Source organism: Acinetobacter oleivorans DR1 (assembly GCF_000196795.1).
GTDB lineage: Bacteria > Pseudomonadota > Gammaproteobacteria > Pseudomonadales > Moraxellaceae > Acinetobacter > Acinetobacter oleivorans.
In genome coordinates, this window is record NC_014259.1 from 611,611 (window position 1) to 636,705 (window position 25,095).

The 25,095-nt window shown below is 40.1% G+C and carries 22 protein-coding genes; 11 read left to right on the forward strand and 11 right to left on the reverse strand.

Going from position 1 to position 25,095, the window contains the following annotated elements; genetic code table 11:
- Nucleotides 1-3 precede the first annotated feature (3 nt).
- Nucleotides 4-879 (reverse strand): metal-dependent hydrolase, encoded by an 876-nt coding sequence (locus AOLE_RS02975; RefSeq protein WP_013196864.1) that lies wholly within the window; start codon nt 877-879, stop codon nt 4-6.
- A gap of 120 nt (nt 880-999) precedes the next feature.
- Here AOLE_RS02975 and AOLE_RS02980 point away from each other — a divergent pair, with 120 nt between their 5' ends.
- From AOLE_RS02980 to AOLE_RS03000, 5 genes are all read left to right on the forward strand, one after another.
- The gene (locus AOLE_RS02980; RefSeq protein WP_013196865.1) at nt 1,000-2,049 is read left to right on the forward strand and encodes an AraC family transcriptional regulator; all 1,050 of its coding nucleotides are present in this window, start codon (nt 1,000-1,002) and stop codon (nt 2,047-2,049) included.
- Nucleotides 2,050-2,295: 246 nt separating this feature from the next.
- Nucleotides 2,296-3,099 (forward strand): tryptophan synthase subunit alpha, encoded by an 804-nt coding sequence (trpA, locus tag AOLE_RS02985; protein ID WP_013196866.1) that lies wholly within the window; start codon nt 2,296-2,298, stop codon nt 3,097-3,099.
- Entirely contained in the window at nt 3,096-3,992 is an 897-nt protein-coding gene (accD, locus tag AOLE_RS02990) for an acetyl-CoA carboxylase, carboxyltransferase subunit beta (RefSeq protein ID WP_005309656.1), read from the forward strand. Before trpA ends, accD begins: the two co-directional genes overlap by 4 nt.
- Entirely contained in the window at nt 3,989-5,275 is a 1,287-nt protein-coding gene (gene folC, locus AOLE_RS02995) for a bifunctional tetrahydrofolate synthase/dihydrofolate synthase (protein WP_013196867.1), read from the forward strand. The genes accD and folC overlap by 4 nt, the downstream gene beginning before the upstream one ends.
- Nucleotides 5,266-6,324: an SPOR domain-containing protein gene (locus AOLE_RS03000; protein ID WP_023274384.1), complete on the forward strand. Its 1,059-nt coding sequence runs from the start codon at nt 5,266-5,268 to the stop codon at nt 6,322-6,324. The genes folC and AOLE_RS03000 overlap by 10 nt, the downstream gene beginning before the upstream one ends.
- 28 nt (nt 6,325-6,352) lie before the next feature.
- On the opposite strand, the gene AOLE_RS03005 is transcribed toward AOLE_RS03000, so the two are convergent.
- From AOLE_RS03005 to AOLE_RS03015, 3 genes are all read right to left on the reverse strand, one after another.
- A complete protein-coding gene (locus tag AOLE_RS03005; RefSeq protein WP_013196869.1) occupies nt 6,353-6,931 on the reverse strand; it encodes a dual specificity protein phosphatase family protein in 579 nt (192 codons plus the stop codon).
- Nucleotides 6,928-7,740, reverse strand: a complete 813-nt coding sequence (locus tag AOLE_RS03010; RefSeq protein ID WP_176564280.1) for an MBL fold metallo-hydrolase — start codon at nt 7,738-7,740, stop codon at nt 6,928-6,930. The genes AOLE_RS03005 and AOLE_RS03010 overlap by 4 nt, the downstream gene beginning before the upstream one ends.
- A gap of 414 nt (nt 7,741-8,154) precedes the next feature.
- A complete protein-coding gene (locus AOLE_RS03015) occupies nt 8,155-8,805 on the reverse strand; it encodes a peroxiredoxin (protein ID WP_013196871.1) in 651 nt (216 codons plus the stop codon).
- A gap of 405 nt (nt 8,806-9,210) precedes the next feature.
- Between AOLE_RS03015 and secA the strand changes: the two genes are divergently transcribed.
- A complete protein-coding gene (gene secA / locus AOLE_RS03020; RefSeq protein ID WP_013196872.1) occupies nt 9,211-11,931 on the forward strand; it encodes a preprotein translocase subunit SecA in 2,721 nt (906 codons plus the stop codon).
- A 132-nt stretch (nt 11,932-12,063) separates the two neighbouring features.
- Nucleotides 12,064-12,507, forward strand: a complete 444-nt coding sequence (locus AOLE_RS03025; RefSeq protein ID WP_004789183.1) for a hypothetical protein — start codon at nt 12,064-12,066, stop codon at nt 12,505-12,507.
- Nucleotides 12,508-12,576: 69 nt separating this feature from the next.
- On the opposite strand, the gene AOLE_RS03030 is transcribed toward AOLE_RS03025, so the two are convergent.
- Nucleotides 12,577-13,887, reverse strand: coding sequence for an MFS transporter (locus tag AOLE_RS03030; RefSeq protein ID WP_013196873.1), 1,311 nt, complete (start codon nt 13,885-13,887; stop codon nt 12,577-12,579).
- A gap of 134 nt (nt 13,888-14,021) precedes the next feature.
- The gene (gene trhA, locus AOLE_RS03035; RefSeq protein WP_013196874.1) at nt 14,022-14,663 is read right to left on the reverse strand and encodes a PAQR family membrane homeostasis protein TrhA; all 642 of its coding nucleotides are present in this window, start codon (nt 14,661-14,663) and stop codon (nt 14,022-14,024) included.
- Between the two features lie 127 nt (nt 14,664-14,790).
- Here trhA and AOLE_RS03040 point away from each other — a divergent pair, with 127 nt between their 5' ends.
- Both AOLE_RS03040 and AOLE_RS03045 read left to right on the forward strand, forming a co-directional pair.
- A complete protein-coding gene (locus AOLE_RS03040; RefSeq protein WP_013196875.1) occupies nt 14,791-16,002 on the forward strand; it encodes a class I SAM-dependent methyltransferase in 1,212 nt (403 codons plus the stop codon).
- Nucleotides 16,003-16,014: 12 nt separating this feature from the next.
- Entirely contained in the window at nt 16,015-16,434 is a 420-nt protein-coding gene (locus AOLE_RS03045) for a GNAT family N-acetyltransferase (protein ID WP_013196876.1), read from the forward strand.
- 29 nt (nt 16,435-16,463) lie between these two features.
- On the opposite strand, the gene AOLE_RS03050 is transcribed toward AOLE_RS03045, so the two are convergent.
- From AOLE_RS03050 to AOLE_RS03070, 5 genes are all read right to left on the reverse strand, one after another.
- Complete coding sequence (locus tag AOLE_RS03050; protein ID WP_013196877.1) at nt 16,464-17,324, reverse strand: patatin-like phospholipase family protein; 861 nt, start codon at nt 17,322-17,324, stop codon at nt 16,464-16,466.
- A 15-nt stretch (nt 17,325-17,339) separates the two neighbouring features.
- Nucleotides 17,340-17,594, reverse strand: coding sequence for a hypothetical protein (locus AOLE_RS03055; RefSeq protein ID WP_013196878.1), 255 nt, complete (start codon nt 17,592-17,594; stop codon nt 17,340-17,342).
- A 164-nt stretch (nt 17,595-17,758) separates the two neighbouring features.
- Nucleotides 17,759-19,894 carry a 3-hydroxyacyl-CoA dehydrogenase NAD-binding domain-containing protein gene (locus AOLE_RS03060; protein WP_013196879.1) on the reverse strand — a complete coding sequence of 712 codons (2,136 nt, stop codon included), beginning with the start codon at nt 19,892-19,894 and terminating at the stop codon, nt 17,759-17,761.
- Between the two features lie 18 nt (nt 19,895-19,912).
- A complete protein-coding gene (locus tag AOLE_RS03065) occupies nt 19,913-21,118 on the reverse strand; it encodes an acetyl-CoA C-acetyltransferase (RefSeq protein WP_013196880.1) in 1,206 nt (401 codons plus the stop codon).
- Between the two features lie 171 nt (nt 21,119-21,289).
- Nucleotides 21,290-22,300 (reverse strand): AraC family transcriptional regulator, encoded by a 1,011-nt coding sequence (locus AOLE_RS03070; RefSeq protein ID WP_004789200.1) that lies wholly within the window; start codon nt 22,298-22,300, stop codon nt 21,290-21,292.
- Nucleotides 22,301-22,510: 210 nt separating this feature from the next.
- Here AOLE_RS03070 and AOLE_RS03075 point away from each other — a divergent pair, with 210 nt between their 5' ends.
- Nucleotides 22,511-23,629 (forward strand): CaiB/BaiF CoA transferase family protein, encoded by a 1,119-nt coding sequence (locus tag AOLE_RS03075; RefSeq protein WP_013196882.1) that lies wholly within the window; start codon nt 22,511-22,513, stop codon nt 23,627-23,629.
- Nucleotides 23,630-23,784: 155 nt separating this feature from the next.
- On the forward strand, nt 23,785-25,017 hold the full coding sequence (locus AOLE_RS03080; RefSeq protein ID WP_081399253.1) for a carbohydrate porin: 1,233 nt from the start codon (nt 23,785-23,787) through the stop codon (nt 25,015-25,017).
- Nucleotides 25,018-25,095: the final 78 nt, after the last annotated feature.

Consider the following 25,095-nt stretch of genomic DNA (forward strand, 5'->3'; position numbering starts at 1 on the left):
AGGTTATAAACCTGCTTGCCAAAATGCTTCACCAGCTGCAATAGGATCATTGGTCTTTTCAAGTGTTTCAATCCAGACTGGATATTGACGAATGACCGGATGCTGACTTGGATGAAAATCTTTTTTAAACCAATCTAAATATTGGCTTTTCATAGCAGTTAATGTGCCATTTTTGCCGAAGAACCAAGGTAAGCCTTTAAGGCTCATTAAGAGTCTTTCTCTAGAACTAAAACCATCACATTTCAACATGATGTTGGTGCGATAGAGCGTAAAACCAAACATGAGTACTGTTGTAAGAACCAATACAAATCGACGAGTCGACTCAGGAACTTCACCTACTTGTTTCATGACATCAAAAGCAACATCACGATGCTCCATTTCTTCAATGGCATGCCAAGCAAAAAGCGCTCGGACATAGGGGTAAGCATTTTCTAAAGTTTTTTTATTGCTATAAAACGTTTCTGCCATTAATGCCGTTAAATGTTCAGCTGCTGCCGTCATTGCAATATTGTATTGTGGTGAGCGTTTGGTGAGTTCAAAACGAAAAATTCTTTTTAGTGTAGCTGTGAATTGATCAACAGGCATACCTTGTTCTTTCATGAGCTGATTCATTTTGTCATGAGCAATACCGTGTTGAGCTTCTTGTTTAATAAAGTCCACAACTCGTTTTTGTAGTTCTGGATCTTCAATTTTGTCACGGAACATACGAACGCATTCAATGAAATAACGCTCCCCATCAGGAAAGGTTAAGCTGAGTGCATCAAACATACGAGTCAAAAAAGGATCATTATTAAACCAAAAGCGAGGTGCTTCGTTTAAGTGAAAATCTAGATCTTTACGAACCACTGGCTCGACTTGATAAGAAACATGTGCGTTCATATTTTATTTCTCGCATCTAACTTGTTTACTAGTATGTCGCGGCTGGTCGGCTTTGTTTTGACAGTTATTGCCAATTTTTATACAGTTTGCGACAAGATGGCAGTAAAAAAAGGATGAGCCATGCAGGATTTTACGATTTCAAATGGGTATTTTTACCTTTGGAATACTTACTTAAAAGAAAGGGAAATGGACTGGCAGGCATTAAATCTGACGGATGTTCAGGCCCGACAAGTTCAAAATATTTTAGCTTCGTCTATTGATGCTCAATCATCTTTAAATTTTTTTCTTGAGCTTTTAGAGCTAACCGAATCTCAGCTACAAGTTTCCAATTTAGCTTTGGAAATGGCCACTTGCATTACACCCGCTAATTTTGGTGTATTGGGCTATATGGCATCCCGAAGTGGCAGTTTTGCCGAGGTTCTTGAATATATTATGAAGTTTCATCGTCTGGTGATTGACGGTGAACAAGTGGTGCCTATGCAAATTGAGCAAGATGCTTCTAAAATTCGTTTGTATTGGCCATTGGTTGATGACAGCAATATCATACTTTGTGAATTGACCTTGGCCGCGATGGTACAGCTTGCTAAACAGATAGCCCCACTACATGATTTTCTCTTGCAACAAGTTGAGTTCGTGCACCGTGCACGTGGTCCCTTAGTGCACTATCAGCGTTTCTTTCAATGCAAATTATCATTTGAAAAACCTTACTATGCATTAACTTTTGCAAGTGAGGGACTAAGTATTCGTCCTCAGCATGCAGACCCAACCTTAATGCAACTTTTAGTGAAACAGGCAGAAGAAGCATTAGCTCAGCGTAAAATACATACAGATTTAGCTCAGCAAATACATTGGATCGTCCATGAATATTTTAAGCAAAGGCAGCAGGCCCCTAAAATAGAAGATATTGCCATCGAGTTGAATATTTCAGTACGAAGCTTGCAGCGCCAGCTACAGTCATTAAACACTTCATTTAAATTAATTTTAGATGCAGAGCGTATGAGACGCTGTGAGATATTACTTAACCAAAATGCCAGCCTCACTTTAATTGCTGAACAATTGGGATATTCGGACCAGTCAGCACTCGCACGTGCCCATAAAAATTTGACAGGACAAACCCTATTAGCAAGAAAAAGACAATTACAGCTAACAAATAAAAATGCAATAAAATAGCCTTCCTGTGGCGATTTTCTATTCAGATGACGATCTAATAATGGCTCGAAAATAGGAAGCTTTGATCATTGAGAAAAGTTTCAAAATATTGATAAATGTACGCCATGGGTTGTATGAATCATACAATCGAATATCGCCATAACGTTAGACCTGTTCAATGGACAAAAAATAGCGTTAAAATGCGATGTTCTTGTATTTCTACAAACAACTCCTCAATTTTAAATAATTCAAGGAAAGCACAACCCTATGTCACGTCTTGCCACCCGTTTTGAAAAGCTTAAGTCCCAACAACGTAAAGCGCTTGTATCTTATGTCATGGCGGGTGATCCACAACCGCAAGTAACAGTTCCGTTACTGCATAAAATGGTTGCGGCAGGAGTAGATGTCATTGAGCTTGGTTTACCATTTTCAGATCCAATGGCCGATGGTCCAGTAATTGCGCTTGCAGCTGAACGTGCGCTTGCAGCAGGGACTAACACATTAGATGCTCTTAATATGGTAAAGGAGTTCCGTGAACAGAATCAGGATACACCTGTTGTTTTAATGGGTTATCTAAATCCGGTTGAAGTGATTGGTTACGAGAAGTTTGTTTCTCATGCGAAAGAGTGTGGTGTAGATGGCTTATTACTGGTGGATTTACCGCCAGAAGAGTCAAAAGAGTTTGGTGCTGTGTTGAAGCAACATGACATGGATCAAATCTTCTTGCTCGCACCAACTTCTACAGACCAACGCATTCAACATGTGGCAAATCAGGCAAGTGGATTTATCTACTATGTTTCACTTAAGGGTGTAACGGGAGCCGCAACACTAGATACGGCAGAAGCTGCTGCACGTATTCAAAAAATCAAAAATGCCACTGATATTCCAGTAGGTGTTGGTTTTGGTATTAGTGATGCGGCTTCAGCAAAAGCAATGGGTAGCGTTGCTGATGCTGTGATTGTAGGTAGTGCTTTCGTTAAAAATTTTGCAACGTTGGCAGCGGATGACGCTGTTGAACAGACGGTGAATAAAGTCAAGGAGCTTCGAGCAGCGCTCGATGAGTTAGTATGAATCAAGAAGTGAAATCAGGGAAAGTTCTTAGCCCTTCGACACCATGGACAAAACGTCCGGTTCCAGGTATTGAAGTCGCAAATGAGCAACAAATTCTCAAAGCAACATTTACTGAGCCAACGATTGAATGCCCTGAATGTCATGCTCTAGTGACACGTACAGCAATCTCTTTCAATGCGTATGTTTGTCCGCAGTGTGATGAACACTTACGTATGAAAGCTCGTGATCGTTTGAACTGGTTCTTCGACAATGTAGTAGCAGAATTAGGGCAAGAATTTAGCGCGAAAGATCCGTTAAAGTTTGTCGACACTAAGCCATATCCAGATCGTATGCGTGAAGCGCAAACCAAAACTGGTGAAACGGAAGCCTTAATTGCCATGCAAGGTAATTTAAATGGCGTAGATATGATTGCATGTGCTTTTGAGTTCGACTTTATGGGCGGCTCTATGGGTACAGTTGTAGGCGACCGTTTTGTTCAGGCTGCTGAACTTGCTATTGAAAAACGTCAACCATTGATCTGTTTCGCAGCTTCTGGTGGTGCACGTATGCAAGAAGGTATGCTGTCTCTTATGCAAATGGCACGTACTTCAGCGGCGATCCAAAAGTTAAAAGATGCAGGTTTACCTTATATCGTGGTGTTAACACATCCTGTATATGGCGGTGTAACAGCTTCTTTAGCAATGTTGGGTGATATTCATATTGCTGAACCTAAAGCGATGATTGGCTTTGCTGGTAAACGTGTAATTGAGCAGACTGTACGTGAAACTCTAGAAGAACCGTTCCAACGTGCTGAATATTTGCTTGATCATGGTGTAATCGATCAGATTGTTCATCGTCATGCTTTACGTGATACTGTATCTCGACTTGTATCGAAATTGATGAACTTACCTTGAACCAACAAGCTCCACTTTCAATAGACTCTTTAGATACATGGCTCAATTATTGGAGCCATGTTCACGTTACAGGGATAGATCTTGGTCTGGAACGTGTAATTCCTGTTGCAGAAAAGCTGGGTGTAACTCAGCCTACCGCTAAAGTTTTTACAGTAGCCGGAACGAATGGTAAAGGCTCAACTACAACCACACTGGCCGCGATATTAAACGCACAGGGTTATAAAGTTGGGTTATATCAGTCACCTCATATCTATCGCTTTAATGAGCGAGTCAAATTAGGTGGAGTTGAAGTCGATGATCAAAGTCTGATTGATGCTTTTGTTCAAGTCGATCAGGCTCGTCGCGATTGTGATTTAAGCTTATCTTTTTTTGAAGCAACCACCTTGGCTGCTTTTGTCATTTTTAAACAACAGCAATGTGATGTATGGGTGCTCGAAGTTGGTTTGGGTGGACGCTTAGATGTCGTCAATGTAATTGATCCCGATGTTGCAGTTATTACTAATATTGGCCTAGATCATACTGACTGGTTGGGCGATACCATCGAAAAAATTGCTTTTGAAAAAGCAGGCATTATTCGTCCACAAATTCCGGTTGTTTTTGCTGGCGAACAAATTTTACCTCAAGCAATCCAAGATAAAGCAGAAAGTACGCAAGCAGACTTATATGCCGTTAATCGTGATTATTTTTATAAACTCGCCGATGATGGACAAAACTGGTACTTTGCCTCAGAAGGAACTACTTTAAAGCTTCCCTTAGGTCATTTAGCCATTGAAAATATTGCGGGAGCGGTTGCAGCTATTTTAAACAGCGGACTTGAAATTTCTCAGTCAGCATTAGAAAAAGGTATTCAATCTGCACGTTTAGCTGGACGTTTTGAGCAGCGTCAAGTGGAGGGTAAAACGGTAATTTTTGATGCCGGACACAATCCACATGGTGTTGAATTTTTGTTAAAGCAATTGCGAAATTTCTTAGAATACAATAAACAGTACACAGAAGTTGTCGCAGTATTTTCAATGCTGGCAGATAAAGATATAAAATCAGTAGTCGATTTATTAAAACCTACTGTTTTACATTGGAAAATTGCTGAGTTGAATGTGCCGCGTGCTGCACCGATTCAGCAACTCAATGATGCCTTGCAAGGCCAGACAGTACAACAATATGGCAATATCAAAGAGGCTTTTAAATCAGCGCTTGAGCAAACAAATAACAATCAGCTGATTTTGGCCTGTGGTTCGTTTCATACTTTAGAAGCGATTTGGGAGTATTTGGAAGAATGTCAATGAATAACAAACAACGCTGGATGGGTGGTGTTGTTTTACTGGGAGGTGGTGTTTTATTGGCAGCATTACTTCTAAAAGGGAATGAGGAAATAAAACAGGTTGAAGTTCAGCCACCCGCATCCACATCGCCAAAAACTCAAACTAAGCCAAAGCAAGCAACCGAAGGACAAATGGTACAACTACAACCTCTAGCGGTTGATGTTGAAACAGAAAAACGTTTGTTAGAAGAACAGCGCCGTTCGCGTGAAAAAGCAGTTGCTGAGCAAGAAGCACGTGCAGCTGAGTTTTTAGCAATGCAACAGCAAGCTGAAGCTGATGCTGCTCGTAAAGCCGCAGCAGAGTACGCTGCGATTAATGCACGTCGTACAGCTGCTCAAGAAAGTTCAGATAATATTCCACCAGAGTTAGTGGGTGAGGCGAAAGCTAAAAACCAGCAAACTAATGTGGCAAATAAAACAACTGATACTTCAAAAATAGATGCAGACAAAAAAGCAGCTGAAGCAAAACGCCAAGCGGAAGCTGATAAGAAAGCAGCTGAAGCAAAACGTCAGGCAGAAGCTGATAAGAAAGCAACTGAAGCAAAGCGCCAAGCAGAAGCCGATAAAAAAGCAGCTGAAGCAAAACGTCAAGCGGAAGCTGATAAAAAAGCAGCTGAAGCAAAACGTCAGGCAGAAGCTGATAAAAAAGCAGCTGAAGCAAAACACAAAGCAGAAGCTGATAAGAAAACATCAGAGGCTAAACGTAAAGCAGAAGCTGATAAAAAAGCTGAGGCTGAAAAAGCGCGTGAATTGCTGGAAAATGGTGATAAAAAGTGGATGGTGCAAGTTGCATTGGCTGCTAACCAAGCAAATGCAGATGCAGTTGTTTCTAAATTACGAGCTAAAGGCTACAAGGTAACTACGAGCCAAACAAGCAAGGGAATCCGTATTATGGTAGGTCCTGCGAAAGACCGTGATACAGCAGATGCGGCCCGTAAGAAAATTACTTCTGATTCAAGTTTAAATATGAAATCGGCTTGGGTCATTGATTGGGTGCCATTAGATCAGCGTTAATCTGATCTAAGGTTTACTTAAGATGTAGTTAAGATGGATTCGACAGTTGCTGTTGAATCCATTTTACATTTTCAGGGGTGAATAAACGGTCAATATTTTTCCAGATAATATGGTAGCCATAACCACCTTCCTTCATTTCTTTAACCGCATCATCAATTGCCCAATTTTCAAAAATAATGCGATACATCGCAACGCTGGCGCCTGTACGGTCTGAACCATGGTAGCAGTGCAATAAAACACGTTGATTACTCTGTTTAGCAATTTTGATTTGCTGCATAACCTCTAATAGATCTTGGCGGTTAATTGCCCATGTGTTGATAGGAATATGCACAAGATTAAAATTTTCATTTTTAAAAACTAAAGTATCTGCGTCTTTGGCTCTTAAATTAATAATTGTTCCAATTTGATGATTCTTTAATTCTGAAATCATTGCAGCACTAGGTTGTTCACTGCGAAAAACATCATTACTAATTTGATAAAAGTTATGGCTCTGAGAGACTAAAGTGCCCCAGTCTTTTGGTCGTTGCTCATGAGCAATACTTTCATGCTGCATACATCCTTGTAAATTTATACAGATGAGAAGTGTAATGAGCGATAATTTTTTCATGTTTGATACCGATTAAGCTCATAAGGATCATGAGCACAAATTATTTCAATCGTTGGCTCATGTTGAGCTAAATGCTGTAAGCGTTTGAGATTAACAAGGCGTTGCTCATTATCTTCTGCAAATGTTTTTTCCAGCACACCGAGTGATCTTAATTTATTTTTAGGGTTTAACTCTAGGTGTGAGTAGTAAGCATCCCCACAAAATAATATCCATTGATTTTGTTGCTTTATGGCAATACCACAATGACCAGCTGAATGCCCCAATAGAGGCACCATTAAAATTTCATCTTGGAACAGAGGAAAGCCTTTTACTTTTTCGAGGTTGAACCATGCTTCACCTTGCTGGTATTCAACAAAGTTCCAGTAGCGATGATCTTTATATTGATTGGTTCTATAACGAAGTTTGCCCTTAAAATTTGGAAGTTGGGCTGCGTTATATTCTGCAGCTAAAACATGCACAGTGGCATGTGGGAAATCTGAAATTCCACCTGCATGATCAAAATCAAGATGAGTGACAAAGATGTGCTGTACATCCTTTGGATTAAATCCGAGCTTTTGAATTTGCTGAATAGCACTAAACTCAAGGTTAGGCTCAATTTTACCTAAACGTTTAACTAATGAGCCTAGGCGTTGTTTCATATGTAAATAATCTTGCAAGCCAAAGCCTGTATCAATAAGCACTAAGCCTCGATCAGTTTCAACCAGAAGGCAATGGCAGACGACTTCAGCGCGAAAGCCTTTTTGTCCAAAGAGTGGGGCACAAACTGGGCACATGCTGCCACACTTTAAATGATGAATTTTATAGATCATGATTTTTATTTTTTATACCGAATCGCTTCGAGTTATAACTGATCTGAGCAGTAAAAACCATGTGTATTCAATACATAAATAAAAAAGCCATCACGTTGGATGGCTTTTTAAGGGTGAAAAATTTACTTATTTTGCTTAAGATTTACTACGCGGTTGGCTTATTTGAAATCTTTTGATGCCTGCCTACGCACTTTGCTTGTCTTGCAAGGAACCTTTCAGATGCTTGCGCTACGCGCTTCGCTTGTCTTGTAGGGAGTCTTTCAGATGCCTGCCTAAGCGCACTTCGCTTGTCTTGCGCTTCGATTAAAGCCTTTTTTAAAGGCTTTTAAAATCAGCACATAACTGTCAGCTTTATTAGGAAACTTTAGAATGTTTGCCTACGCACTTCGCTTGTCTTGCAAGCAATAAAAACCTTTAGTCGGTTTTATTGCTTTCAGGCTGTGGTGTTAAGCGTAAATAAGGCTTAACCGCTGTATAGCCTTTAGGGAAGCGTTGTTTAATTTCTTCTTCATCTTTAAGTGATGGCACAATAACCACATCTTCGCCTTGTTGCCAGTTCGCTGGTGTAGCGACTTTATGCTTATCTGTTAATTGTAATGAGTCAACCACACGTAAGACTTCATTAAAATTGCGACCTGTTGAAGCAGGGTAGGTAATAATTAAGCGAACTTTTTTGTTCGGATCAATAATAACTAAAGAACGCACTGTGAGTGTTTCACTGGCGTTAGGATGGATGAAACCATAAAGCTCAGATACTTTACGATCTTTATCCGCAATGATTGGAAAATTTACCGTTGTGTTTTGTGTTTCATTAATATCGTTGATCCAGCCCTTATGAGACTCTACATCGTCTACTGACAAAGCAATCGCTTTAACATTACGCTTCGTAAATTCATCTTTTAATTTTGCTGTGTAACCTAATTCTGTTGTACATACTGGCGTATAGTCGGCTGGATGTGAAAATAAGATTCCCCAACTATCCCCTAAAAAATCATAAAAATTAATTATGCCTTCACTCGATTCTTGTTGAAAATCAGGGGCAGTGTCTCCTAATCGTAATGTCATGATCGTTCCTCAATTGCTCATAATTTGTTATTCGATTGAATGAATATGCAGCATTTACTTTATGATTAAAATTATTGTTTTTATATTTTATTATGAAATTTTTATATAAGTGTAAATATATATGACTAAAACTCATTATTTTAAGTGCTTAATCAATGTAACTTTAAGGTAAATTTGCTAAATTAGATTTCTCGGAAGTTATGCTTAATAGATGAGCGTTAATGGTGCTTTTTAGGTGCCAGATACATTAAGGGGGACTAGATGAATGAAATACCATTCATCTAACTATCAGATTTTTTTTAGGGGTTTTGTGCAAACCCCTTGTACTTCAAATTTCTGGCACCATAATAAACGACTGAGAAAAAGTTTATTCATTTGACCAAGCAAGATTTAGAGAGTTTATCCATGTTGGCAAGTCTGATCGGAGGTATCTTCGGTACAAAAAATGAGCGCGAACTCAAACGAATGCGCAAAATTGTTGAGCAAATCAATGCGCTCGAGCCGACGATATCAGCTTTAAGCGATGCAGACTTATCTGCAAAAACTCCAGAATTCAAACAACGTTATAATAATGGCGAAAGTTTAGATAAATTACTTCCAGAAGCATTTGCAGTTTGTCGTGAAGCAGCCAAGCGTGTAATGGGCATGCGTCACTATGACGTTCAGCTTATTGGTGGTATTACCTTACATGAAGGTAAAATTGCCGAAATGCGTACCGGTGAAGGTAAAACCCTGATGGGTACTTTGGCGTGTTATTTAAACGCATTAAGTGGCGAAGGCGTTCATGTCATTACGGTGAACGATTATTTGGCACAGCGTGATGCTGAGTTGAACCGTCCATTATTTGAGTTTTTAGGTTTAAGCATTGGTACGATCTATTCAATGCAAGGTCCGTCTGAAAAAGCGGAAGCTTATCTTGCTGATATTACCTATGGTACTAATAACGAATTCGGTTTTGACTACCTACGTGACAACATGGTGTTTTCTTTAGCAGAAAAGAAACAACGTGGTTTGCACTATGCCATTATCGATGAAGTTGACTCAATCTTGATTGATGAAGCACGTACACCATTAATTATTTCTGGTCAAAGTGAAGACTCTTCGCATCTGTATTCTGCAATCAATACGATTCCTCCTAAATTACATCCGCAAAAAGAAGAAAAAGTTGCAGATGGTGGGCACTTCTGGATTGATGAAAAGCAGCGTTCAGTTGAAATGACTGAAATTGGTTATGAAACTGTTGAACAAGAACTTATTCAAATGGGTCTGTTAGCTGAAGGTGAAAGCCTATATTCAGCAACGAATCTGAGCCTTGTTCATCATGTGTCTGCTGCTATTCGTGCACATTTCTTATTCCAACGTGATGTTCACTATATTATTCACGATGGCGAAGTCGTGATTGTTGACGAACACACTGGTCGTACAATGCCAGGTCGTCGTTGGTCAGAAGGTTTGCATCAAGCAGTTGAAGCGAAAGAAGGTTTGGAAATTCAGCCTGAAAACCAAACTTTAGCGACCACAACATTCCAGAACTATTTCCGTCTATATAAAAAGCTTTCAGGTATGACAGGTACTGCTGATACTGAAGCTGCGGAAATGAAAGAAATTTATGGCCTTGATGTTGTGATTATTCCAACTCACCGCCCAATGGTACGTAATGACCAAAACGATTTAATTTATTTAAACCGTAACGGTAAATACGATGCGATTATTCAGGAAATTACGAATATTCGTGAGCAAGGTGTTGCGCCAATTCTGATTGGTACAGCGACCATTGAAGCCAGTGAAATTTTATCTTCTAAGTTAATGCAAGCTGGTATTCACCACGAAGTGTTGAATGCAAAACAACATGAGCGTGAAGCTGACATTATTGCTCAGGCCGGTAGCCCGAATGCAGTAACGATTGCAACCAACATGGCTGGTCGTGGTACGGACATTATCTTGGGTGGTAACTGGAAAGCAAAACTTGCCAAACTTGAAAACCCTACTGCTGAAGATGAAGCACGTCTGAAAGCACAATGGGAACAAGACCACGAAGATGTATTGAAATCAGGTGGTTTGCACATCATTGGTTCTGAACGCCATGAATCACGCCGTATTGATAACCAGTTACGTGGTCGTGCGGGCCGTCAGGGTGACCCTGGTGTTTCTCGTTTCTATTTGTCTCTTGAAGACGACCTTATGCGTATTTTCGCAGGTGATCGCGTAGTCGGAATGATGCGCGCAATGGGTCTCCAAGAAAATGAAGCGATTGAGCACAAAATGGTGAGTCGCTCAATCGAGAACGCTCAGCGTAAAGTTGAAGCGCGTAACTTTGATATTCGTAAAAACTTATTGAAATACGATGATGTGAATAATGAACAACGTAAGATCATTTATTCACAACGTGATGAAGTGTTAGCTGAAAATACTTTAAAAGAATACGTTGAAGAAATGCATCACGAAGTGATGAAAGGCGTGATTGCTAACTTTATTCCACCAGAGTCAATTCATGACCAGTGGGATGTTGAAGGTTTAGAAAACGCTCTGCGTATTGATTTGGGTATTGAGTTACCAATTCAAGAATGGTTAGATCAAGATCGCCGTCTAGATGAAGAAGGTTTAGTTGAGCGTATTAGCGATGAAGTAATTGAACGTTATCGCCAGCGCCGCGCTCAAATGGGTGATGAATCAGCAGCAATGCTTGAACGTCACTTCGTTTTAAACTCTCTTGATCGTCATTGGAAAGATCATTTGGCTGCAATGGATTATTTGCGTCAAGGTATTCACTTACGTGGCTATGCGCAAAAGAACCCTGAACAGGAATACAAGAAAGAAGCTTTTAACCTGTTTGTAAATATGCTGGGTATTATTAAAACTGATGTTGTGACTGATTTGTCTCGTGTACATATCCCAACACCAGAAGAACTTGCAGAAATGGAAGCTCAACAGCAGCAGCAAGCTGAATCAATGAAGCTTTCTTTCGAACATGATGACGTAGATGGGTTAACTGGTGAAGTTACACTTTCTCAAGAAAGCGTGAACGAGTCTAATGATCAGCAAGCTTTCCCTGTTCCAGAAAGCCGTAATGCACCATGCCCATGTGGGTCTGGACTAAAATATAAGCAATGTCACGGTAAGATTTAATCTGCCTTAACGAAAAAAAGCAGAACAATTGTTCTGCTTTTTTTATGTTTGTAGTAAGCCTGTGAATAATGTTTGCAGTTTTAAGCATTAAATGCTATTTACTTCTCATCCAGAGTGTATGTTGGAAAGACAATGAAAAAAGTATTACAACCTTTATTTTTAACTGTTCTTGCTGTACCTAGTTTTGTTTTCGCAGCAGAAGCAGCTTCAGCCCCTCAAACGACAACGGTTGATAAAGTACTTGCAGCAAAAGGCCCAACTTCGGCTCAAGCTGTGGTGAAGCAAGAAAATACTACAGTGATTAGCCCGCGTACAGGCATTCGCTATACGTTGGGTAACACAGGTAATCGCCCAATTATTTTACAAACGACTGCGATTGCTCCGGCAAACTCAGCAAACATTAATCGTATTGTAGCAACTAACCCTGCTTTATCTGTGAAGAGCCAAGAAAAAGCAAAAGTTGCACTCATTGGTGAAGCTGCTGTTGCTGGACCAGCTGCTGTTGCAGCAAGTAATGTAACAGCTCCTGCTGTATCAAATAGCATTGCACCTTCGAATCCAGCATCAATAAATTAAGATCATATATTTATAAAAAAAGCCGGTTCAATTTTGAACCGGCTTTTTTTATATCAGAATTTCTAATTTTTAGATCTGATTATTCACATCATCGTTTTTCGTTTCACGAATGAGTAAGAAAGCGATGAGTGATAAAAGTGATGCCGCAGTAAGATAATAACCAACTGCATATAAACCATAAGTTTCAGCAAGCTTAGTTGCAATAAGTGGCGCAAATGATGCACCAAAAATGCCTGCTAAGTTAAACGTTAATGCTGAACCTGTGTAACGAACTGAAGTTGGGAAAAGTTCAGAAAGAACTGTACCAATCGGACCATAGGTCAAGCCCATAATCGCCAAACCTGTACATAAGAAAAGGAAGACGATTAAGGTATTTCCAGACTCTAACATGCTAGAGAAGAACAAGCCGAAAATCGCAGCAGCAATACAGACGCCAATAGAGGTTGTTTTACGACCAAATTTTTCTGCAAAAATAGCTGATAAAGGAATGAATGCAGCAAAGCAAAGGGTAGCAAAGAGTTGTAGTTCTAAGAACTCACCACGTGCATAACCAAGCTTTGTGGTTCCCCAGTTTAAGGCAAATACGGTGGTAAGATAGAACACGACAAATGTACAGATTGCTGCAATCGTACCAAGAATAAGCTTACCCGTGTGTTTAGTGATAACTTCTTTAAATGGAATATTAACTTCTTTTTGCTTATCTAAAACTTTTTGGAATGCTGGAGTTTCATGAAGTTTTAAACGGATATATAAGCCCACAATCACTAATACAGCACTTGCAATAAATGGAATACGCCAGCCCCATTGCATGAATGCTTGCTCAGGAATGGTGGCACTCAATAACAAAAATGAACCAGTTGCCAAAATAAAACCAATTGGAGCGCCAAGTTGTGGGAACATGCCATACCATGCTCTTTTACCTTCAGGGGCATTTTCAGTCGCGAGTAATACTGCACCGCTCCATTCACCACCTAAACCCAAGCCTTGTCCTAAACGGCATACAGCCAATAGTAAGGGTGCGAAGATTCCGATGTGTGCATAGGTAGGAAGTAAACCAATACATACGGTTGAAATACCCATGGTGAGTAAAGCTGCAACCAATGTGGCTTTCCGACCAATACGGTCTCCTAAATGCCCAAATATTGCTGCACCGATGGGACGGGCAATAAAGGCAATTGCGAAGGTTGCTAAAGATTGTAAGACTGCGGCACTGCCACTACTAGCAGGGAAAAACAAGTGAGGAAAAATAATAACGGCAGCAGTTGCATAGATATAAAAGTCGAAGAACTCAATGGTTGTACCGACTAAGCTTGCAAACAAAACCCGTGTTTTTGAATTAGTGGCTACTGCCGGAGCAGCAGTCGCAGAGGTTGAATCCATATAAAACCTTATATCAGTTAAAATTTATTTTTAATTTACTATTCCTTTTAAACACGTATTTTTTCTAAAAGAATAGCGTGAAAGAACATCATCCATGACTCTTTCAGGATCACTGAATAAGAGTGAAAAATGAACTAAACTATGTACCAATAGATAGCAAGAAAATGTGCTCCTGCACCTAAAAGCACAAAAATGTGCCAGATCGCATGGGTATATCTTACCTTTTTTAACGCGTAAAACAATGCTCCAACCGTATAAGCTAACCCGCCAATGATCAAGAAAATCAATGCGTCTTTACTTAAATACGTGCGCATGTCATCCATTACAAACACGGCAAGCCATCCCATTAAAATATAAGCCAGCAAAGAAATTTTTTGAAAACGATGAATAAAAACTAACTTGAAAAGTGTACCAATCGCAGCAATGCTCCAGAGTGCAATCAACAGATAGTGAGCTTTTGTAGTAGGAATTGCGATGCTTAAGAAGGGGGTATACGTTCCAGCAATTAAATAATAAATAGCTGTATGGTCAAGTTTCTTATACCAGTAGCGTAGATTTTGTGTTTGAGCAAAGTGATAGAGTGTGGAACTGGTGAAAACCAAAATGAGACTAAATGAGTATACCCACAAACCTACCCACTGAGCAGTTGAAAGATAAGATCCCTTTATAATTAAAAAGATAGAAGCTATAACTGCCATAATAATACCAGCGCCATGGCTGTAGGCATTAAATAGTTCTTCTTTTGGATCGTAAGTTTCCAACACAGATTTACTCATAAGTTTAATTTTTTTGATTAAAAATACGAATGTATAGAAATACAAAACAGTCGTAAAGTTATTTTATTTTTAATCCTAGACCCTTTAAACTTCTATTTTATATGAGTCTTCATTTTTAGGTATATCCGTGTCGGTTTTCTCCTTTGAGCAAGAACAGCAATTCTTTCATAAAATCAAGCAAATGCTTGACCAACAAGCTTTTGAGCGATTGATCTTGAGTCAATATAAAGGAGAGTTGGCGCAACTGGAAAAAATCACTTTCCGCGTTGTAGAGCTACATGGCCAAAAACAGCTTTCAGCTCTATATCATCATACTACCCAAGATATGACTAAAAATTATTCATTTGAAGAAGGCTTGCAACAGATTGAGCAATTAATCATTCAATGTAAACAAGCGAATTTATTTTCAACTAATCAAGAAATACAACTCAAGAAAAATAAGAAAAAAGCCCTCTTAAATATAGGGAAAAAGCAGGCAGTAAATGCGACGCAAACGGTTCAGACTCATGATCGTGAAAAGCAGCGCTATGTACAGCAGGGCAATGCATTTTTAAAAGAGCTTGGTATTACTGATGAAAAAGGCCAAATCATTCCAAGCATGGCGCGTAAATGGAAACAGATTAATAAATTTATTGAAATTTTTGCGAGTGCTTATGAGCAAATTGATGCATCTCAACAAGAGTTACGCATTGTAGATTTTGGTTCGGGCAAAGGTTATTTAACTTTTGCGTTATATGATTATTTGCAAGAGCAGCAAAAAACACCATTGATCACTGGAGTTGAATTGCGCCCAAATCTGGTTGAGTTTTGCCAGAATGTTGCAGACAAAGTGCATTTTAACCACTTAGACTTTTTTGAAGGTGACGTCCGTAGTTATCAGCCAGAAAAACTGGACGTTATGATTGCCTTACACGCGTGTGATATTGCAACAGACTTTGCCATTCATACTGGAATTCGTTTAAATGCTTCAATGATTATGTGCGCGCCGTGTTGTCACAAAGAGTTACGCCCACAATTACATAGTCCTGAAGTGTTACAACCAATGCTACAGTTTGGTATTCATGCGGGGCAACAAGCCGAAATGCTAACCGATACGTTACGTGCGTTACTTTTAAAAGCGTATGGTTATGAAACTAAAGTTTTTGAGTTTGTATCGCTTGAACATACCAGCAAAAACAAAATGATTTTGGCGACGAAACGCAAAAACGTTTCTGAACCTGATGCCAAGATTATGGCTCAAATCCAAGCATTGAAAGAAATGTACGGTATTAAAAAACAAACGTTGGAATTGTTGTTACAAGATCAATTGCCGATCGAAAATATTGGCTGTAAGTGCTAGGGCGGTGAGCGGATGTATAAAATTATAGAGGGTGGTTGGGAACAGCTCGAGAAAGATGCGAAATACATCCGTGAACAAGTTTTTATTCAAGAACAGGGAATTGCATCTGAAGATGAATGGGACGACTTGGATGCCACAGTTTTGCATTTTATTGTTTATGACAAAGAACAGCCTATCGCTACAGCACGTCTGTTGCCACAGCATAGCGTAGGGCGTGTTGCTGTTTTAGTGCCTTATCGAAAGCAGGGTATTGGTAAAATTTTAATGCAGCATATTATTGACTATGCACGTCGTCATAAACTGTCTTATTTAAAGCTTTCTGCGCAAACTTATGTGACAGCTTTTTACGAAGCTTTAGGTTTTCATGTGCAAGGTGAGGTTTACGAAGACTGTGGCATTCCACATATTGATATGATTTTAGAATTAACTTGAGACTTCTTTTTAGAAATCTCAAGTTGGATTTATTTCATGGCATTCCAGCTTTCAATTGCCTGTAGCCCTGTTTCTAAGCCGACTTCATAACTGTAGCGAAGCTTTTTCGGGTTAGTAGTTAAACGGCCAGCCATATTTTTAAGTGGTGGTGGACAAACTTCTAAAATTTGCTGTTCTGGATTTTCACCACGAACAAAATCGACCGAAGCGTTATAACGAGCACAACGGCTACGTAAGCTGTTTGCAAAACCATAATGATGTTTAAACGCATATTTCGCGAGGAATTGATCGCCTCGACTACTCGCCTTAAAGTAATTTTTCGGGCGTGTGCGTAAAACCAATAGTTTTTTCACATCACTTTGCTGAGCCGTCCAGCGAACGGGTAGGGCATCTGCAACACCCCCATCAAAATAAGGTTCACCCATAATATCGACGGGATGACGCGTTAAAACCGGAATTGAGCTAGAAGCACGAAGTGCATTTAGCAAATTGTCTTTACCCGCACGAAGATATTCTGCATGACCTGTTTTGGCATGCGTCAACACCATATAAAAATCTGGATTTTTAGCAAAAAGACTTTGTTGATCAAGTGGGTGCTCTTGCTCACCAATTTCCCACATCCATTTTAAATCAAGTAAATCACCGCCTTTGAAAAAGCGTTTGTAATCGATGAATTCAGGGCGAAGTGAGTGATCAACATAAAACGTTAGAGTGCGACCTTGCTGGCCTGCCAAGTAGTTAGCCACATTGGTCGAACCAGACGATACACCAACGTATAAATCGAATGGGTTGAACTGTTGTTGTAAAAATGAGTCAAGTACACCACTGGTAAAGGCACCACGCATGCCTCCACCCTCTACAACCAGTGCGTTGCGGGAAAAATCTGTCATTTGAAAAATATCTGATTACTGAGTTGAGTGCTTATGTTCTTGCATATCCATTTTAGGCATATCGTCATGTTGAGCGTGTTGCTCTGTAGAGTGTTCAGCTTTTTGCTGCATTTGCTCTTGTTGTGCTTTGCGCTGTGCTCCTGGCATGTAGTCAGGTTCATTACTCATTGCTAAATAGAAAAAGCCAAGGAAAATCGCACTTAAAACACCAACGATCAGAACAAATTTCCAGCCTAGAACTGCTGACTCGGAAGAATTTTTATCGGACATAAGGATTTCTCGAATGTGCTATAGAAGCACAAAAATGAAGTCTATTTATAGCATATTTAGGTGTGAGGCTGAAATCTTAAAGGTCATAAAGAAAAACCCATATAAATAAAATATATTTATATGGGCAAGGTTTATGCAGTTTTTAAATATTTAATAAGTCTAAGTTATTGAATATTTTGTTTCTGCTCAGCTTTGGTTTTTAGCAGTGCAGGCGGTGTGAAGCGTTCACCATATTTAGCAGCTAACTCTTCAGCTCGTTTTTGTGCTTTATCAGTGCCGTATTGATTTAGGAATTGAATTGCTCCTCCCGTCCAAGGTGCATAACCAATCCCAAAGATAGAACCGACATTGGCATCAATTACAGACTCTAATACGCCTTCTTCATAACAACGTAAGGTATCTAGTGCCTGTACAAACAGAATGCGATCAATCATGTCTTGTTCAGAAATATCATGATCTTTTTGCCAGCGGTTCAAGCCTTCCCAAAGGTGCTTTTTACCATTTTCCGGATAGTCATAGAAACCAGCTCCAGCAGCTTTGCCTTTACGGTTTAACTCATGAATCATGGTGTGAACCACTTCATCTACAGAAGTCTTAGGTAAATCTTTTCCTTCAGCTTGCAGGGCTTTACGTGCTTCACTAGCAACATGTTCAGTTAAGGTTAAAGACACTTCATCTTGAATAGCGAGTGGGCCAACTGGCATACCAGCTTTCAGTGCTGCCATTTCAATACGTGCTGGGTGAACACCCTCTGCAAGCAAACGCATACCTTCTTGAATGAACGTACCAAATACACGACTCGTAAAGAAACCACGGCTATCATTGACAACAATCGGTGTTTTTCCAATTTGTTGTACAAAGTCGTAGGCTTTAGCAAGAGTCTCTGCGGAGGTGTTTTTACCTTTAATAATCTCAACCAACTGCATTTTGTCGACAGGGCTAAAGAAGTGCAGACCGATAAAAGCTTTATCATCCTTACTTGCTTGAGCTAAACCTGTAATTGGCAGGGTTGAGGTGTTGGATGCCATTACGCCATTAGGCGCTAAATATTGTTCAGCTTCTTGAGTGACTTTGGCTTTGAGTTCTTGATTTTCAAATACCGCTTCAATAATTAAGTCACAGCCTTGAAGATCTTGAGCTGATGCTGTAGCCGTAATGAGCGATAAAACCTGATCACGTTTTTCTGCAGTCATACGGCCTTGTGAAACACGTTTATCAAGAAGCTTTTGTGAATATGCTTTGCCTTTCTCCGCATTTTCAACAGATACATCTTTAAGGACAACTGGAATACCTTTAATGGCTGTTGAATAAGCAATGCCCGCACCCATCATGCCCGCACCCAACACACCAACTTTAGTGGCTTGCCATTTTGTAACGTCGGCAGGGCGGCTCGCACCAGACTTAATTGCATTTAGACCATGCCAGAAAGTGCCGATCATATTTTTAGAAATTTGGCCTGTTGTAAGCTGAGTAAAGTAGCGAGACTCAATACGCAGTGCAGTATCGACATCAACTTGAGCGCCTTCAACTGCGGCAGCCATAATCGCTTCAGGGGCAGGATAACAACCTTTGGTTTTGTCTCTTAACATGGCTGGGGCAATTGCAAGAACTTGTGCAACTGCTGGCGTTTTTGGATCACCACCCGGGATTTTATAACCCTTCACATCAAAAGGCTGTTGATATTTTGGATTCGCTTTTACCCAAGCAATTGCTTTATCTAAAAGCTCTTGTTCATTTTCAGCTGTGTCATGAATTAAGCCTAAAGATTTTGCTTTATCGACACCGAACTGTTTGCCTTCCATTAAAAATGGAAACGCGTTTTGTAAGCCAAGTAGGCGTACCATGCGGACAATACCACCGCCACCCGGTAACAGGCCTAAAGTGACTTCAGGTAGGCCGAACTTACTTTTTGGGTCATTGATTGCGATACGGTGATGGCAACTTAATGCGATTTCCCAACCACCGCCAAGTGCAGTGCCATTTAATGCTGCAACGACTGGAATGCCTAGCGTTTCAATTGTGCGTAAATGACCTTTTAACTTTTCAACCATATTGAAAAAGTCTGTTGCATGTTCAGGCTGAACTTGAATCAGCTCATCTAGGTCACCGCCTGCAAAGAAAGTTTTTTTAGCTGAGCGGAAAATAACACCTGAAAGTTCTGTTTCTGCTTTAAGTTTCTGAGTTGCCTCATCGAGCGAGTCACGGAACTCGGCATTCATGGTATTCGCAGATTGACCTGTTGAATCAAGCGTTAAAATGACAATATTGTCGGCATTTTTTTCGTATTGAATTGCACTCATCTTTTATATCCCTAATTTTTATACGCGTTCAATAATGGTGGCAATACCCATCCCACCGCCAACACAGAGCGTCGCTAAACCGCGCTTTTTATCTTGTCGTTCAAGCTCATCAAGTAGTGTGCCTAAAATCATGGCACCTGTTGCTCCTAACGGATGGCCTAAAGCAATCGCACCGCCATTTACGTTGACTTTTTCAGCAGGGACGTTGAGCTCATTAATAAAACGCATTACAACTGCCGCGAATGCTTCATTGACTTCAAATAGGTCAATATCATCAATCGTGAGTCCTGCTTTTTCTAAAGCTTTACGTGCGGCTGGCGCAGGGCCAGTTAGCATGATGGTTGGGTCAGTACCGACTAATGCAGTCGCCAAAACTTTAGCGCGTGGTTTTAAATTTTGTTCTTTTACTGCTTTTTCAGAAGCCAATAAAACTACAGCTGCTCCATCGACAATGCCTGATGAGTTACCTGCGTGATGAACATGATTTATTTTTTGTGCTTCTGGATATCTTTGTAAAGCAACTGCATCAAAACCCATTTGCCCCATCATTTCAAAACTTGGGTTGAGCTTCGTTAGTCCTTCGAGTGTGGTATTGCCTTTAATAAACTCATCTTTATCTAAAATCACCACGCCTGCGTGATCTTTTACTGGTACGACAGAGTGATTGAAATAACCATTTGATTGAGCTGCTGCTGCTTTTTGTTGTGACTTCACAGCGAAATTATCAACATCTTCACGACTATAACCATCTAAGGTTGCAATGAGGTCAGCGCCGATGCCTTGTGGAACAAATGATGATTTAAGGTTTGTTTCTGGGTCTAGCGCCCATGGTCCACCATCGGAACCCATTGGAATGCGTGACATTGATTCAACGCCACCAGCAACCACTAAATCCTCCCAACCAGAACGGACTTTCATGGCTGCCATGTTGACTGCTTCTAAGCCTGAAGCACAAAAACGATTGATTTGAACTCCAGCAACATCATCATTCCAGCCAGCTGCAATCGCTGCGGTTTTGGCAATGTCACCGCCTTGATCACCAATAGGAGTTACGCAGCCCAAAACAATGTCGTCGACTTTCGATGTATCGAGTTGATGGCGCTGCTGTAATTCATTTAATAAAGTGGTGAGTAAGGTAATTGGTTTTACTTCATAAAGAGAGCCGTCTTTTTTTCCTTTTCCGCGTGGGGTGCGAATGGCATCAATAATATAAGCCTCGCTCATAACAGTTCCTTTTTTATTGCTTAAAATTTATTTGTGTTTTGAGTGTACTGGTTTTAATAGCGAGTGCAATGACGATAAGCGCACCAGTCAGGTGATGATTTTTGCCAATAGAAATACAAAAAAGCCCAAGTTGAACTTGGGCTAAATGTGAAACTTAAATAGATTAAAGAATTAGTGATAACCGTGTAGCTGGCGATATAGGCCAGGGGTTACACCCGTCCATTTTTTAAATGCGCGGTGGAACGTACTCGTTTCACTAAAACCAACTTGTTGAGCAACATCTTCAAGTGTTAATTCAGGATTGAGTAACAAGTGAATTGCAGCATCTCGACGTAAGGCATCTTTTACGCCTTGATAGCTTTTACCTTCGGCAGCCAAGCGACGACGTAAGGTTTGAGGAGATAAATACAACATTGATGCAACGTCATTAAGCGTTGGCATTTCTTCACCAATCTGGCTTTTTAGCACTTCACGAATACGAGAAGTTAGCGAGTTGGTATTTTTGAATTTTACTAAAAGTTGAGCAGGGGCTGCTTTTAAGAATTCTTCTAGCGTTTTTTCATCTTGACGGATTGGCAAATCAAGATAATCAGCCGCAAAAGTTATTTCAGTACGTGGTGCATCAAACTGCATGACTGGTGCAAAAAATAATGCATCATATTCATCTGCATGTGCAGGACGTGGGTAGCTAAAATGAACACGCTCTAATGGCAAACGGCGTTCAATGAGCCATGATGCTAGACCATGCCAAATCATAAGCATACTTTCGGTAATGAAGTGATCTGGATCTAAAGTTTTTGGGATGAGTGGGACTAGACGTGCTTCATGCTTGTCACGCTCTAGGCTGACAGACCATTCATCGCCAAATAATTTGTAAAATTGAGATGACAGTTCAAGGGCTTGGCCCAATGTTTTTGCGTGAATAATCAACTGACACATAATGGCAAAAGTGCCCAGACGACGTGGTTGTACGTCAAATCCAACGTGTTCATCCTGTGTGACCATCCACAACATTTTTATAAAACGAGTGTATTGTTCTGGTGAGATTCGAGCTTTAGGTTGACGTAATAATTCCGCTTCAATGCCCACATGTGAAAGGAGCATTTCAACATCCATGCCAAGGCGCTTTACGCCTGTCAAAGCCGCATTCACGAAGTGGATGCTAATCGTATCGCGACTCATATTGAATCCTTCAGTCTCTTTGATGTTCACTTTAAATTGACCTAAATGACCGTCTAAAAAAATAAATTGGCGATTTACAACAGAGTAAAAGCACTTTTTACATGTTAAATTGCCGAAATGATCAAGGTAAATGGCTGAACATGACATTGTTTTAGAATATTTGCTTAACTAATATAAAAGAAAATATGAATAATAGTGGTTAAAAAAACGATGACGACAGCATTAAATGGACTTAAAGTTCTCGATTTCTCGACACTCTTACCCGGACCTTTTGCCACAATGTATTTAGCCGATATGGGCGCAGAAGTCATCCATATCGAATCTCCATCGCGTCCAGATTTAATTCGGATCATGCCGCCCTACGCAAATGGGCAAGCAACGGCACATAGTTATTTAAACCGAAATAAACAGTCAATTGTTCTTGATTTAAAAGATCCGGCAAGTATTGAATTAATTAAAGCCAAAATTTCCGAGTTTGATATTGTCATAGAGCAGTTTCGACCTGATGTCATGCGCCGTCTAGGATTAGATTACTCAACACTTGCCGAAATTAATCCGCGCTTAATCTACTGCTCAATTACAGGTTATGGACAAACAGGAAGCTATAAAGATAGAGCAGGTCATGACATTAACTATTTAGCTTTAGCCGGTATTGCTGGGTATAGTGGCCGACAAGACAGCGGTCCGCCACCACTCGGTATTCAAGTTGCAGATATTGCAGGTGGTTCACTTCATGCAGTGATTGCTATTTTAGCGGCGGTGGTTGAACGCGGGCGTAGTGGTATGGGGCAATATATTGATATTTCCATGACCGATTGTGTTGCTAGCTTAAATAGTATGGCTGCATCAGCCACACTTGCTGCACAAGTCGAACAGGCTCCAGAGCATGGAATGCTCAATGGTGGTATTTTCTATGACTACTATATGACCCAAGATGGTCGTTATCTTTCAATTGGTAGTCTTGAACCACAATTTATGTCAGGTTTATCCATAGCGCTTGATCTGCCCCTATTATTACAAAAGGGCGCTTCATTAGATACCGAAGATCGGAAAGAAGTTAAACAAGCCATTCAAGAAAAAATTAAAAGCAAAACATTTAAAGAGTGGCATGAAATTTTTGCAAACATTGATGTGTGTGTAGAACCTGTTTTAAGTCTCACGGAGTCATTAAACTCGCCCTTAGCACAACAACGTGGATGGATTGTGGATGTTCCTTTGCAGAATAATACAGCAGATACAGAACCACAGTTGGCTTGTCCAATTAAGTTTTCAAGATCAAAAATGAGATATTCCTTTATAGGTCAAAAACTTGGTGAAGGACAATGGTAAAGAGGTGAGGCCATTTCTTAGACACTGTGTATTAAGATTATTATTAGATTAATCAATTGATTAACATTTTGAATAATTTCTTTACATAAAATTAGCGTACCCTTTATAAACAAAGACATAAAAGGTATGTAAACATGAAAACACATAAATCCTTGATGGCTTCCTGTTTATCCGTTTTATCAATTACTCTTTTCATACAGCACGCACAAGCTGCTGCTGCATTCGACCCAAATAGTCCGTGGATGTTGGGTGATTGGAACGGTCAACGCACCGCGTTACAAGCACAAGGTTATGATTTTTCTTTTGGATATACCGGCGAATACGCCGGTATTTTAGATTCAAAAAATACATCAACGCATGGTAGTGCTTATACGGGGCAACTTGCTTTAGGAACTCATTTTGATTTAAATAAAATTTTAGGGTGGCAAGATACTGAAGCTCAAATCACATTAACTTATCGTGATGGGCAATCGCTTTCTGAACATTCACCAGCTTTGGCGGGGCACTTAAGCTCGGTACAAGAAGTGTGGGGGCGTGAGCAAACTTGGCGTTTAACTGATTTGTGGATCAAGAAAAAATTTCTTGACCAGAAGTTAGACGTTAAAGTGGGTCGTTTTGGTGAAGGTGAAGACTTTAATAGTTTTGACTGTGATTTCCAGAACTTGGCGCTTTGTGGTTCGCAAGTGGGTAACTGGGTTGGTGATCAGTGGTATAACTGGCCTGTCAGCCAATGGGCAATGCGTGTTAAATATAACTTGCAACCCGATTTATATACCCAAGTTGGTGTCTATGAATATAACCCAGAAAATTTGGACCGAGGCAAAGGTTTTAACCTAAGTACTGATGGTTCACATGGGGCAATTATTCCTGCTGAAGTGGTTTGGTCACCTAAATTAGGTGCTCAAAGTATGGCTGGTGAATACCGTTTAGGGTATTACTACAGCACTGCTGATGCCGAAGAAATTACAAATAAGGCTCAAACATCTCATAAGCAAGGTGTGTGGGTAACTGCAAAACAAAAATTATTCCAGCCAGCTGATCAAACAGATCGTGGTTTGACTGGGTTTGTGAACCTGACGTTCCATGATTCTGATACCAACAAAATTGATAACATGCAAAATGTAGGCTTAGTCTATAAAGGTTTGCTCAATCAACGTCCTCAAGATGAATTGGCACTCGGTGTTGCGCGTATCCATATCAACGATGATTGGAACGATGTCCAAAATAAAGAATACGACACTGAATACAATACCGAGCTTTACTACGGTATTCATGCGACAAACTGGCTAACTATCCGTCCAAATGTGCAATATGTTCGTCATGTTGGTGCATTAAAAAATGGTGATAACACTTGGGTAGGCGGTATTAAATTCTCAACTGCATTCTAAGCGTAATTACTCTGAAAAACGGATTGTCGAGGGCTAAATCATTGATTGAATAATCCTGACCTTCCGTTTTTTCTTTAT